Raw genomic sequence first — 13,075 nt, 5'->3', positions numbered from 1 at the left:
CCTCCAGGAGCCTGTGGCGGGCAGCGGTTCGACGCTATCGTGGGCGCCGTGACCTCCGCGACCACGACTTTGCTCATCCTCGGAGCCTCAGGGGACCTCACCTCCCGCCTGCTCCTTCCCGCCCTCGGCGAACTGCTCAGCCGCGAACCGTCCCGTCGGGTGCACCTGCGCGGCGCCGGCATGGACGACTGGGACGACACCCATTGGCGCGACGTCGTCAAGACGGCCTTCGCCGCCGGCGACGCCGATGCCGCCTTCACGGCAGTGGATCAGACCACGTACCAGCGCGCCGACATCACCGAAGCCGAAGATCTGCAGCGCCTGGTCGACGACATCGACGGGCGCCTTGCCCTGTACTTCGCCGTGCCGCCGGCGATCGCGGCCCGCGCCTGCGAGGCGCTGGCGGACGTCACCCTTCCGGCGGGCACCATCCTCGCCCTGGAGAAACCGTTCGGGACGGATGCCGACAGTGCCCACGTACTCAACCTCACCGTGGACAAGATCGTCCCCGAGAACCAGGTCTTCCGCGTCGACCACTTCCTGGGACGTTCGACGCTGCTGAACCTGCTGGGCGTGCGCTTCGCGAATCGGGTGATCGAGCCGGTGTGGAACGCCGAGCACGTCGAGAGCGTGCTCGTGCGCTTCGACGAAGCCCTCGGGCTCGAGGGGCGCGCGGGCTACTACGACAAGGCCGGCGCGATGATCGACATGATCCAGAGCCACCTCCTGCAGGTCCTTGCCTTCCTCGCGATGGACGCACCGGCCTCCCTCGACGAACGCGATCTCCGCGACGCCACCGGCGCCGCGCTCCGGGCCACCCACGTGTGGGACGACGATCCCGCGACGGCCTCCCGCCGTGCACGGTACACCGCCGGCTCCATCGGGGATCGCACGTTCCCGTCGTACGTCGACGAGCCGGGCGTCGATCCCTCGCGCCACACCGAGACCCTCGCCGAGGTGACTTTCGCCGTCGACACCGCGCGGTGGGCCGGCGTTCCCTTCACATTGCGCTCCGGCAAGGCTCTCGGCGAGCCGGTGCGCGAGATCGTCGTGCAGTTCCGGCCGGTCCGTCATGTACCGGCCGGGCTCACCGGGGATGCGTCGGGCTCGATCATGCGCTTCTCGCTCGGCCCCGATCTGCTCTCCCTGGAGCTGAACGTCAACGGCGCCGACGACCCGCTCGAGCTCGAACGCATCGGGCTGACCGCAGACCTGGGCGCGGGCGCGCTCCGCGCTTACGGCGAGGTGCTCTCCAGCATCCTCGACGGTGACGCCGCGCTGTCTGTCCGCGGCGACGCGGCCGAGCAATGCTGGCGGATCGTCCAGCCGATCGTCGACGCGTGGCGTGCCGACGACGTGCCCCTCGACGAGTACCCCGCCGGGGCGACCAACCCCGACGGCTGGCCCTCGCACGTCACCCCGCCGCTGAAGCACTGAGCCACCGAGGGCCGGCGCGGCGGCCGCGCCTGTCCACGGACGCCTGCCGCCGGGTCACGGCGCGGGGTGGGGTGGTCAGGCGACGAGGATGCCGTCGGTGTCGGCCCAGACGAACCCACCGGGACGGAAGACGACGTCTCCGATCTCGACGGGCACATCCACCTCACCGGCGCCGTCCTTGACGCTCTTGCGCGGGTTGGACCCGAGGGCCTTGACCCCGAGATCGAGGGTGGCGAGAACGTCGCGGTCGCGGATCGCACCGTGGATGATCACGCCCGCCCATCCGTTGGCGACGGCAGAGGACGCCATGATGTCCCCCATCAGCGCCGACTCGAGGGAGCCGCCGCCGTCGACCACGAGCACCGCACCCTCGCCCGGGCCGGCGAGTACATCCTTGACCAGTCCGTTGTCGCGGAAGCACCGGATGGTGCGGATCGGCCCTTCGAAGGCCCGGCGTCCGCCGAGGTCCTGGAACTGCACGGAGACGGAGGCGAGGGCGTCTCCGCGCTCGTCGTAGAGATCGGCGGTCGCTGTCATCCGCCCAGGGTACCGCTGACCTCGCACCCCCGACCGACCCCATCCGAGACCGAGTGCGCACGCGGGAATGGATGCGCGTGGATGTTGTTGCACTCCTGCGACGGACGAGGATGCCCGCCGGCCGAATCAGTCCCTTCGAAGAATCGAGACCCCCCATGACATTGCTGCAGGATCGCACCGCCGACACCGACCACCCGGTCCTCGACGTGATCGCCGAGCGGTGGAGCACCCGCGTCTTCGACACCGACACGCCCCTCGACGACGCCGCGCTGCTCGGCGCACTCGAAGCGGCCCGCTGGGCCCCGTCGGCGAACAACTCCCAGCCGTGGCGCTTCATCGTCGCCCGCCGCGGATCCGCCCCGCACGCGTCCCTCGTCGACGCCCTCGGCGGCTTCAACAAGGCCTGGGCCCGTGACGCGGGCGCGCTGGTGGTGTTCGTCGCGCAGACGGCGCGCGAAGACGGCACCCCGCAGCGCTGGGCCGAGTACGACACGGGCCAGGCATCCGCCTACTTCAGCCTGCAGGCGCACGCCTCGGGCCTGGCCACCCACCAGATGGGCGGCTTCGACGATGCCGCGGTCGCCCGCGCGTTCGACCTCGCCGAGAACCTCCAGCCGGTCACCATCATCGCCGTCGGCACCATCGGGTCCTACGCGGGCATCTCGGACGAAGTCCGCCGACGCGAGAGCGCCCCGCGCACGCGTCGCGCGCTCGAGTCCTCGATCATCGTCGACGCCTGAGCCGCACCACCTCCCGTCCCGAGATCGCCAGACCGTAGGGCGCGGGTGCGACAGGGGCGACGGATGCGCGCCGCGGGTGCGAACGAAGGGTGACCGTTCGCGCAACCCTCCCCCGATCGCGCTCCGGGCGTGCTTAGAGTGGCACATGGCCCCTCGGATCGTCGCGATCGGCACCGCCGTGCCACCGGTGCGCTTGGCGCAGACCGATGTCCGCGACATGTTCACCGCTCAGCGGGGAACGAGCAGGCTGACGCAGCGACTCGTCCACGCGGCGTTCGACGCCGCCGACATCCACACGCGCCACAGCGTCGTCGCCCAACTTGCCGCCGACGGGCACCCGGAACCCGGCGAGGCCGTCTTCCGCGATGCATCCGGGGCCCTCCACGCGCCGAGCACCGGCGAGCGCAACGATCTCTACATCCGCGCGGCCCCGGGACTGTACGCAGCGTCCGCGCGCGCCGCTCTCGAAGATGCGCGGGTGAGGCCTACCGAGGTCACCCACGTCGTGACGGTCTCGTGCACGGGCTTTTTCGCCCCCGGTCCCGACTACCGGCTCGTGCGCGACCTCGGTCTGCGGCCCGACGTGGAGCGCTATCACCTCGGTTTCATCGGATGCGCCGCGGCACTCCCCGCGGTGCGCGCGGCCGAGCGGATCGCCCGGGCGGATCCGGATGCGGTCGTGCTGGTCGTCAGCACGGAACTGTGCTCGCTGCACATCCGCGTCTCGGACGACCCGCAGCAGATCGTCGCCGCGTCGGTGTTCGGTGACGGAGCCGCCGCCGCCGTCGTCACCGGCGCCGCGGACATCGGACGCCCGGGTGGCTTCGACCTCGAAGGCTTCGCCACCACCCTCACCTCCGAGGGCGAGACCGACATGACCTGGACGATCGGGGACCGCGGTTTCGACATGATCCTCTCGGCCGAGGTGCCCCGCATCATCGGGCGCGAGATCCGGGATGCGGTGGGCCCGGTCCTCGACGGTGTCGACGCCTGGGCGGTGCATCCGGGCGGACGCAGCGTGCTCGACCGCGTCGAGGCGGGCCTCGACCTCGACCCTGCGGCGCTCGACGCGTCGCGGCATGTGCTGCGTACGCACGGGAACATGTCGAGCGCGACGCTGCTGTTCATCCTGCGGGACCTGCTCGTCGGCGACGCCCTCGCCGATGGCACGGTCGTCGGGGCCCTGGCGTTCGGCCCCGGACTGACCGTCGAATCGGCACGACTCACGAAGCGGACCCCCGGGTGAGCCTCCGCACCCGCGATGCGACGCTGGTCGAGCTGATGGACGACCCCCACTGCGACCCGCGGCGTCTCGCCGCGACGCTGCGCCGCTTCGATCTGGTGAACCGCCTCGTCGCCGGATGGGGCACCGTCTACCGCACCCGACTGCGGCCGCACCTCGCCTCGCTCGGCCGGCCCGCGCGCGTTCTCGACCTGGGATCGGGCGGCGGCGACCTGGTCCGCCGGCTCGCCGCCGCGACCGCCCGCGACGGCCTCGACGTCGACGTGGTCGGCGCCGACCCCGACCCGCGCGCGCACGCGGTGGCGACGGCCACTCCCTCGCCCGGGAACGCGAGGTTCCTGTGCACCGACGCGGCCTCCCTCGTGGGGCGCGGCGAACCCTTCGACGCGGTCGTCTCCAATCACGTGCTGCACCACCTCGACGACGCGCTCCCGGCCGTCGTCGACGCGTCCCTCGCCCTGTCACAAGGCGTCGTGCTGCACGGCGACATCGCCCGGGGATCTCTGGCGTACGGGCTCTACGCGGTCGGGATCACCCCGCTCGCCCCCGGCACATTCCTCCGCACCGACGGCCTCCGATCCATCCGACGCAGCTTCACCCCCGCCGAGTTGCGCACCGCACTGGCCGCCACCGGCGGCTCGTGGCAGGTCTCGACCCCCGCCCCGTTCCGGGTGCTCGCCGAAGGGCGCGGCCGTGCGTGAGGTGATCGTGGTCGGGGCCGGACCGGTCGGGATGCTGCTGGCCGGCGAGCTGGCACGGCACGGTGTCGACGTGGAGGTGCTCGAGCGGCGCCCCGCCCCGGGCGCCGGCACCCGCGCGATCGGCGTGCATGCGCCGGTGCTCGCCGCCCTCGCGCCCTCCGGGGTCACCGAACGTCTCCTCGCGGGGGCCGCGCGCGTCGCCCGCGGCGAGGCCCGTTCCCGCGGCGACGTGCTCGGCGTGGTGCGGTTCGATCGCCTCTCCCGCCGCTTCCCGTTCGTCGCGACGCTCCCCCAGGCGGCGACCGAGGCCGCCCTCGCCGTCGAGGCACCCGAACCGATCCGCGGTGCGACGGTGTCGGCGGTCCTGCCCGCATCCGACCATGTGCGGGTGCGCGCGGCCGTCTCCGGACAGCTCACCGAACGGCGCGCCCGCCTCGTCGTGGTGGCCACCGGTTCGAGCGGCCGCGACCTCGTCTACCGGCCGCGCGCGCTGGCCCGACGCGAGTATCCGGACCGCTACCTGATGACGGATGCGACCGCGGCGGTCGATGCCGACACCTCCGTCGCGGCCGTGCACCTCGACCCGGCGGGGGTGCTGGAGTCGTTCCCGCTCCCGGACGGCCTGCGCCGCTTCGTGGCGTGGGATGCCGCTCCGCACGAGGCCGACACCCCCGCCACACGCGCCGCCCGGTTGCGCGAGGCGATGGCGGTGCGCGGTGAAGCGCAGGCCGGTGAGGGCGTCGGTGCGGCGACCGCGTTCGGCGTGCGCCGGGTCATCGCCCCCCGCCTGCGGCGCGACCGCATCCTCACCATCGGTGACACCGCCCACGAGGTCAGCCCGATCGGTGGGCAGGGGATGAACCTCGGCCTCCTCGACGCGGTCACCCTCGCGCCGTTGCTGGCGCAGTGGATGCGGTGGGGCTCACCTCCGGTCGACCTCGACCATTGGGAACGCCGCAGGGTGCGGTCTGCACGACTGTCGGCGGCCATCGCCGCCGCGAACACCGCCCTCGGGCGCCCCGCCTCCCCCCGGGCCCATCGCCTCCGGACGGGGGCCCTCCGCGCCCTGCTGGCCTCGCCCGCATCCCTCACCTTCGCCCACGCCTACGCGATGGGCTTCGACGCCGACGCGTGACGCCCACGTCCGCGGTCCCGGTCGATGGCCCCCTGTCGGCGCGACGGGTCTGCGCCCGGCTGCACTCGGTCCGTCAGGCGGCGAGCGCCCCACCCGTGGCCACCAGCTGCACCGCGAGCAGCAGCGCGGCCGCCATGACGAGGGGGAACAACACGCGGGCCCGGGGGCGCGCGAACGCGACGACGACGGTTCCGCCGGCGAGGGCGAGGGCCGCTCCGAAGAACACCCACGCGAGCGGCGTCACCGCTGCGAGGTCGCCGTGGACCGGTCCCGACAGCGTCGCCACCGTCCCGACGGCCAGGCCGCCGATGGCGAGCAGCGTGGAAGCCCGCGCCCCGACGATGTGCGGGAAGCCACGGACGCCGGTGCTCGCGTCGTCGTCGAGGTCGGGGAGGACGTTCACCAGATGGATCGCCGCGCCCAGCGCTGCGCCGGCGATCCACGCCCACGGTGCGGCCGGGGCCGGTGGTTCGGCGGACAGCGGGGCCAGCGAAGGGAACGCCCCGAAGCCGACGATGAACGGGATGATCGAGATCGGGGTCGACTTCAAACCGGCGTTGTAGGCCCACGCCGACGCGAGGAACAGCGCGTGCGCGGCCAGCATCCCGAGCCCGATCCACGCCGAGAGCACGACCGCGATCACCAGGCATCCGTAGGCCGCCGCCCATGCCTGGCCGGGGGTCACCCGGCCGCTCACGAGGGGTTTGTCGGTTCGACCCACGGAGCGGTCGCGCCCGACGTCGATGACGTCGTTGGAGATGCCGACCGACAGCTGACCGAAGAACACCGCGACGGTCAGCAACGTGAGATGGAGGGGGGCGACCCCGGCGGCGACGCCGAGCGCGAAGGCGAGGAGGGTCACGACGACGGTCGGCCCGGGGTGCGAAGCGCCCCACAACACCGTCGCGACGCTTCTGCCGCCACGCGCGCGACCTGTCATCCCCTCCATGCTGTGCACGCTACCGGCCGGAAGCAGCCCCGCGGGCGGTGAATGACACCGGAGATCCGCGCCGCGTGACCCGGAAAGCGGGCCTCACGGCGCGGATCGACGAAAATCTCCGGTGTTGTCGACACTGCGCGACGTCAGTCGTCGACGATCTCGGCCTCGATCACGTCGTCGGTGTCGCCCGCGTCGGGGACAGGGGACGGGCCGTCGCTGGTGAGCACGAGGGACGAACCGTCGGCGGCCATGTCGACCCGTACGACGTCGCCGTCCCGCACGTGGCCCGACAGCAGTGCCATCGCGAGTCGATCCTGCACCTCCGACTGGATGAGCCGGCGCAACGGCCTCGCACCGAAGATCGGGTCGTAGCCGCGCTCAGCCAACCATGCCCGCGCATCGGGCGTGACCGCCAGCGCGAGACGGCGGTCCTTGAGGCGCCGCTGCAGGGCGTCGACGGCGAGCTCGACGATCTGCGCGAGGTCGTCTTCGGTGAGCGCCTGGAAGATGACGATGTCGTCGAGGCGGTTGATGAACTCGGGCTTGAACGCCTGCCGCACCAGCCCCTGCACCTGCTCGCGCTTCTGTTCGAGCGACAGGGTGGGGTCGATCAGAACGGGCGAGCCGAGGTTCGAGGTGAGGATCAGGATGACGTTCTTGAAGTCGACCGTGCGCCCCTGACCGTCGGTGAGACGCCCGTCGTCCATGACCTGCAGCAATACATCGAAGACCTCGGGATGCGCCTTCTCGACCTCATCGAGCAGGACGACCGAGTAGGGACGCCTCCGGACGGCTTCGGTGAGTTGACCGCCTTGCTCGTAGCCCACGTACCCGGGAGGGGCGCCGACCAACCGCGAGACGGAGTGCTTCTCGCCGTACTCGGACATGTCGATGCGCACCATGGCGTGCTCGTCGTCGAAGAGGAACTCGGCGAGCGCTTTGGCCAGCTCGGTCTTGCCGACCCCGGTGGGGCCGAGGAACAGGAACGACCCGGTCGGACGGTCGGGGTCGCTGATGCCTGCACGCGAGCGCCGTACGGCGTCGGAGACGGCCTTGACCGCGTCCTTCTGCCCGATGAGTCGCTTGCCGAGCTCGTTCTCGAGGTGCAGCAGCTTCTCCGTCTCGCCCTGCATCAGGCGGCCGACGGGGATGCCGGTCCAGGATGCGATGACGCCGGCGATGTCGGCCTCGGTCACCTGGTCGCCGACCATGCGCTCGCCGGTGGGTTCTTCGCGTTCGGCTTCGAGCAGGCCGCGTTCGAGCGCGGGGATCTCGGCGTAGAGCAGGCGCGAGGCCTTCTCCAGGTTGCCCTCGCGCTGGGCGCGCTCGGCCTCCATGCGGGCGGCGTCGAGGCGGGTCTTGAGGTCACCCACCCGGTTCAGCGATGCCCGCTCGTGTTCCCACCGCGCCTGCAGCTCGCCGAGCCTGGCCTCCTCCTTCGCGAGGTCGTCGCGCAGTGCGGCGAGGCGTTCCTTGGCCGCGTCGTCCTTCTCCTTCTTCAGCGCGAGTTCCTCGAGCTTGAGACGGTCGACGTGGCGACGGAGCTCGTCGATCTCCAGCGGCGCGGAGTCGATCTCCATGCGCAGTCGAGATGCCGCCTCGTCGATCAGGTCGATGGCCTTGTCGGGCAGCTGGCGGCTGGGGATGTAGCGGTGCGACAGGGATGCGGCGGCGACCAGTGCGCCGTCGGCGATGGCGACCTTGTGGTGGGCCTCGTAGCGTTCCTTGAGTCCACGCAGGATGGCGACGGTGTCTTCGACCGACGGCTCGCCGACGTAGACCTGCTGGAAGCGCCGTTCGAGGGCGGCGTCCTTCTCGATGAACTCACGGTACTCGTTGAGCGTGGTCGCGCCGATGAGGCGCAGCTCGCCGCGCGCGAGCATGGGCTTGAGCATGTTGGCCGCGGCGACCGATCCTTCGCCACCTCCGGCCCCCATGAGCACGTGAAGCTCGTCGATGAAGGTGATGACCTGACCGTCGGAGTCGGTGATCTCCTTGAGCACGCTCTTGAGACGCTCCTCGAACTGTCCCCGGTACATCGCACCGGCGACCAAGGCCGAGATGTCGAGGGTGATGAGTTCTTTGTCCTTGAGCGATTCGGCGACGTCGCCGGCGATGATGCGCTGCGCGAGGCCTTCGACGACGGCGGTCTTGCCGACGCCGGGTTCACCGATGAGGACGGGATTGTTCTTGGTGCGTCGCGTGAGCACCTGGCTGACCCGACGGATTTCAGAGTCGCGCCCGATGACCGGGTCGAGCTTCCCCTGCCGCGCACGGTCGGTGAGATTGATCCCGAATTGCTCGAGGGCGCTCTGTTGCTCCTCCTGCCCGGGCATCTGGGTGGCGTTCATGGTGTCTCCTGATGACGTGTGATTCGAAAGTTGAGCCTTACGGACTCAACTTTAGCACCGCCGGCACGCGCACGCCAGCACCAGCCTCCACCGGTTTCCCGGCGGAAGCGGATCGATCACGGCGTCTCAGCCCTGTCGGATGGGGATCGCGATGCGGAACTGCGTCCCCTCGCCGACGGTGCTCGTGGCCGACATCGTGCCCTCGTGCGCGGTCACGATCGCCTTCGTGATCGACAAGCCGAGGCCGATCCCCTTGATCGCCTGGCGGGTGGCCATCTTCGACCGGAAGAATCGTTCGCTGAGCTGTTCGAGGTCGTCGGGCTCGATGCCCATCCCCGTATCGGTCACGGTGACGACCGCGTGCCCGTCGTCCTGACCCACGGCCACGGTGATCGATCCGCCCGCCGGGGTGAATTTGACGGCATTGGAGACGAGGTTGTCGATGGACTGCCCCACGCGGCGGGCGTCGGCGTGCAGTTGCAGGGGCTCTTCGGGCAGCTCTACCTGCACCGTCACTCCGGCACGCTCCGCCACCGGGAGGATCGACTCCCCCGACGCGGACGCGATCGAGGAGAGGTCGATCGTCTCGCGCTGGAGCGGGATCTTGCCCGCCTCGACCTGGGCGATGAACAACAGGTCGCCGACCAGCTGCAGCAGGCGGTTCGCGTTGCGCTCGGCCACTCCGATGAAACGCTTCTGGTCGTCGGAGAGCGTCTCTTCCTCCTCCATCACCAGCTCGAGGTATCCGAGGATCGAGCTGAGCGGTGTGCGCAACTCGTGGGAGATGGTTCCGACGAACTCGTCCTTCAGTCGCGTGATCTCTTTCAGGTGACGGGCGTCGCGGACGACGAAGGTGTACCCCACCGGCTCATCCCCCACGCGCCGTTCTGCGCAGGTGAGGTAGACCGGGATCTCGACGCCATCGACCGACCGCACCAACAGGTCGCCCTCGCCCTGACCCACCGAACGGCCCACCTCGACCAGGCGAGGCAGGATCTCGGCCGTCGGAGCGACGGTGTCATCGGGCCCGGAGAGGCCGAGGGTGCGGGGCACGAAGAGATCGCCGACCGACTCCTGTCCGCGATGCGCACCGTCCACACCGATGATGTCGATCATGTCGTAGCCCAGGAGCAGTTCGGCACCGGGACCCCAGCCGACGATGCCGCCGCGCCGATCGGTGACGATCACGGCTTCGTTGTCCATCGCCTCCCAGATGCTGGTGGCGAACGCTTCCGCCTCGCTCAACTCTTCCGCGGTCTGGGCGAGCTCCCGCCGGCCGCGCTCGGCGTCCTCCAGCAGACGGGCGCGCTCCTGCGACAGGCTCGCGACCTCCTTCAGGCGCGCGCGCGCAGAATGCGTGGTCTCGTTGACCACGACGGCGACGGCGGCGATCACGACGGCGACGAAGACGACGCGGACGATCTGCCCGTTGCCCCAATCCTCCAGGCCCACGAAGTACGGCCCGAGGAACGACACCACCAAAGCGGCGATGCCATAGACCACCATCCGCCGGCCCGGGAGCGTCGCGAGCCAGACGATCGGCAACAAGATGATCACCGAGAACATCGATGAAGACCCGCCGGTACCCACCCGGAACAGCCCGATCGCGATGATCGCGAGGACCGGGATGACCGCCACCCAGTCCCGATGCAGGCGGCGCCACGGCACGAGCAGCGTCGCGATCTCGAGGACGGCGAGGCCGACGACCGATGCCCACATCGCCGCGGGGACGGTGATCTGGCCGGCGCCGAAGAGGAAGAGTGCCGGCAATGCCAACACCACGAGCAGGAGCGTCGGCAGCAGCAGCACAGCAGGATGGGCGCGGCCGCGGCGGTCACGCCCGATCGTGCGTTCGGTCGACGTCGCTGTCATCACGAAGGCCGCAGTTGCTCGAGGACCCTGCGGACCTGAGCCGCGGTGAAGGGCTTGGGCAGGTGCGCGTCGGACGCGGGAAACTGAGACGGATCGAGCACGGAGCAGATCACGATCTTCGAGTCGGGGGCGAGCGACCTGACCAACTCCATGGCCTTCCACCCGTCATCGCGACCGCGTAGCAGCAGATCGATCACCGCGATGTCCGGCGGCTGTTCCGCAAGCAGCGGTTCGGCCGCGGCTGTGCCCACCGCCGTCCGCACGTCGCATCCGGCTCGACTGAAGAGCGTGCGAAGCAGTTCGCGTTGGTCGTCGACGTCGTCGACCACCAGGACATCGGTGGGGGTGGCCATCTCAGGATCCTTCCGCGGGAATCTCGCCCCGTCGGCGACGGGCGAGCCGTTCGACCGCGGCGACGAGGTCCTTCGATGACAGCGGTTTGGCGAGGTAGTCATCCGCCCCCTGCCGTCGTGCTCGTTCAGCGTACTCGGCACCGGCATGCGCGGTCATGACCGCGACGGGCAGATCGGACCGGCGCGCGCGGATGTCGGTCAGCAACTCGAATCCGCCGCGGCCGGGCAGTTCCAAATCGGTGACGACGACCTCGGGATCGAATTCGTCCTCGAGGGTTTCGTAGCCGTCCGCGCTCGCGAGCACCTTGACATCGCACGCCAGTCGTCGACGGAGGATCGTCTGCACATACAGCGCGACGTCCTCGTCGTCTTCGACGACGATCACTCGGAACGGCGAGTCGGTCACCCTAGTCACGATATACGCCGCACGTCACGATGACACCGCCCGCGCACAATCCCCGTGGCGCGACTGCGCACCCGGCGAGACCCGGGCGCCCGTCGCAGACCACGCTGCACGCCACCGGGTCTCAGCGACACGCCCCGGTCTCGTGGCGCCGCGTCAGAGGATGCGGGCGTAGACCTCGAGCATCGCCGATGTGCGCGAAGACTGCCGGAAGGCCGCGGCGACGCCCTCGTCCGGGACCGGCGCGGAGGCGGCGGAGATGTCCGAGACGGCGACCCGCAAGGTCTCTCCCAATGCCTCGACGGATGCATCCGCGACATCCCAGCGTCCCGCACCGAGTTCGGGCGCGATGTCGGGGTCGCTGACCACGGCGGGAGTGCCGAGGCTCGCCGCCTCGAACACCGTCATCCCCTGGGTTTCGAATCCGATCGAGGTCTGCACGACGGCGTCGGCACGGTGGATACGGCGCAAGGTCTCGGCGTACGGCAGGCGACCGGCGAATCCGACGCTCGTGCCGGTGGGCGCATCCAGCCCGTGCGCGGTGACGAACCGTTGCGCCGCACGCAGCTGACTTCCCCCTCCGATGATCTCCACATCGGCGTCGGGGCGGGCGAAGGCCAGCGCCTCAAGGAACGGCATGAGTCGTTTCTCAGGACTCATCCGCCCCAGCCACACCAGTCGCGGACGCCTCCCGGAACCGGCCGGCGTCCTGGTGCGGACCTCGTCGAGCAGGTCATCGTGGATGCCGTTCCAGATCACGTCGACCGTGCCGTCGTGAGCGGGAACGACGGCGTTCTCCTCGAGTCGGCGCGCGAAGTGCGAGGACGGGGCCGTGACCGCGGACGAGCGTTCGGCGAAACGCCGCAGGTACGCCCACCCGTCGGATCCGCGGGTGTCCGACCCGATGGCGCGGCGTTGCCACGCCGACAACGCGCGCAGCACCGTCCGCGGAGCCGGCGCGGTGGCGGCGATGCCCACGTCGACCCGGTTGTGCATGGTGTGGACGATCGGAAGGTCATGGCGCGCGGCGAAGCGGTGACCGAGGAAGGCCCCCCAGAAGTCGGACTGCACGTGGACGACGTCGACACCGGGACGCCCGGCGAGCGCGTCGTCGATCCACCTGTCGGTGCGTCCCGCCGGCCACGACAGTGAATACTCCCGGTCGAAGGTGATCGGCATCGACGGCACGTCGACGTAGGCGGGGTCCGGGGTGAGTGCGGTGCCGCGCGCACGGTGCATCGCGGGGGCGACGATCGTGACGACGTGCCCGGCACGCTCGAGGAACTCGCGCTGCAGGCGCATCGAGACCTGCGCACCGCCGAGGGACTCGACGTGCTGGTCCCCGAACATCACGACGTGCACG

General features: G+C 70.6%; 12 protein-coding genes. 5 read left to right on the top strand and 7 right to left on the bottom strand.

Going from position 1 to position 13,075, the window contains the following annotated elements; all coding sequences use genetic code 11:
* The first annotated feature begins 39 nt into the window (after positions 1-39).
* Positions 40-1,437 carry a glucose-6-phosphate dehydrogenase gene (locus ABD204_RS04980; RefSeq protein ID WP_322597509.1) on the top strand — a complete coding sequence of 466 codons (1,398 nt, stop codon included), beginning with the start codon at positions 40-42 and terminating at the stop codon, positions 1,435-1,437.
* A 75-nt stretch (positions 1,438-1,512) separates the two neighbouring features.
* Here the strand turns inward: ABD204_RS04980 and rraA are convergent, their stop codons facing one another.
* Positions 1,513-1,974, bottom strand: a complete 462-nt coding sequence (gene rraA, locus ABD204_RS04975) for a ribonuclease E activity regulator RraA (RefSeq protein ID WP_194423560.1) — start codon at positions 1,972-1,974, stop codon at positions 1,513-1,515.
* 155 nt (positions 1,975-2,129) lie between these two features.
* Here rraA and ABD204_RS04970 point away from each other — a divergent pair, with 155 nt between their 5' ends.
* From ABD204_RS04970 to ABD204_RS04955, 4 genes are all read left to right on the top strand, one after another.
* Positions 2,130-2,714, top strand: coding sequence for a nitroreductase family protein (locus ABD204_RS04970; RefSeq protein WP_194423559.1), 585 nt, complete (start codon positions 2,130-2,132; stop codon positions 2,712-2,714).
* 145 nt (positions 2,715-2,859) lie between these two features.
* Positions 2,860-3,960 (top strand): type III polyketide synthase, encoded by a 1,101-nt coding sequence (locus ABD204_RS04965; RefSeq protein ID WP_194423558.1) that lies wholly within the window; start codon positions 2,860-2,862, stop codon positions 3,958-3,960.
* Positions 3,957-4,658, top strand: a complete 702-nt coding sequence (locus ABD204_RS04960) for a methyltransferase domain-containing protein (RefSeq protein WP_194423557.1) — start codon at positions 3,957-3,959, stop codon at positions 4,656-4,658. Before ABD204_RS04965 ends, ABD204_RS04960 begins: the two co-directional genes overlap by 4 nt.
* Positions 4,651-5,793, top strand: a complete 1,143-nt coding sequence (locus ABD204_RS04955; RefSeq protein ID WP_194423556.1) for an FAD-dependent oxidoreductase — start codon at positions 4,651-4,653, stop codon at positions 5,791-5,793. Before ABD204_RS04960 ends, ABD204_RS04955 begins: the two co-directional genes overlap by 8 nt.
* 73 nt (positions 5,794-5,866) lie before the next feature.
* Here ABD204_RS04955 and ABD204_RS04950 read toward each other — a convergent pair whose 3' ends face one another.
* The 6 genes from ABD204_RS04950 to ABD204_RS04925 form a co-directional block, all read right to left on the bottom strand.
* Positions 5,867-6,733 carry a UbiA family prenyltransferase gene (locus tag ABD204_RS04950; protein WP_194423555.1) on the bottom strand — a complete coding sequence of 289 codons (867 nt, stop codon included), beginning with the start codon at positions 6,731-6,733 and terminating at the stop codon, positions 5,867-5,869.
* A gap of 143 nt (positions 6,734-6,876) precedes the next feature.
* Positions 6,877-9,084 (bottom strand): ATP-dependent Clp protease ATP-binding subunit, encoded by a 2,208-nt coding sequence (locus ABD204_RS04945; RefSeq protein WP_194423554.1) that lies wholly within the window; start codon positions 9,082-9,084, stop codon positions 6,877-6,879.
* Positions 9,085-9,210: 126 nt separating this feature from the next.
* Positions 9,211-10,956 carry a sensor histidine kinase gene (locus tag ABD204_RS04940; protein WP_194423553.1) on the bottom strand — a complete coding sequence of 582 codons (1,746 nt, stop codon included), beginning with the start codon at positions 10,954-10,956 and terminating at the stop codon, positions 9,211-9,213.
* Positions 10,956-11,309: a response regulator gene (locus ABD204_RS04935; protein ID WP_194423552.1), complete on the bottom strand. Its 354-nt coding sequence runs from the start codon at positions 11,307-11,309 to the stop codon at positions 10,956-10,958. The genes ABD204_RS04940 and ABD204_RS04935 overlap by 1 nt, the downstream gene beginning before the upstream one ends.
* 1 nt (position 11,310) lies before the next feature.
* Positions 11,311-11,715, bottom strand: a complete 405-nt coding sequence (locus ABD204_RS04930) for a response regulator (RefSeq protein ID WP_194423551.1) — start codon at positions 11,713-11,715, stop codon at positions 11,311-11,313.
* A gap of 153 nt (positions 11,716-11,868) precedes the next feature.
* The gene (locus ABD204_RS04925; protein WP_194423550.1) at positions 11,869-13,074 is read right to left on the bottom strand and encodes a glycosyltransferase; all 1,206 of its coding nucleotides are present in this window, start codon (positions 13,072-13,074) and stop codon (positions 11,869-11,871) included.
* Between the last annotated feature and the right edge of the window lies 1 nt (position 13,075).

It is taken from the genome of Microbacterium aquimaris, assembly GCF_039531285.1.
GTDB classification, from domain to species: domain Bacteria; phylum Actinomycetota; class Actinomycetes; order Actinomycetales; family Microbacteriaceae; genus Microbacterium; species Microbacterium aquimaris.
This window is presented reverse-complemented; position numbering and strand designations above follow the sequence as displayed.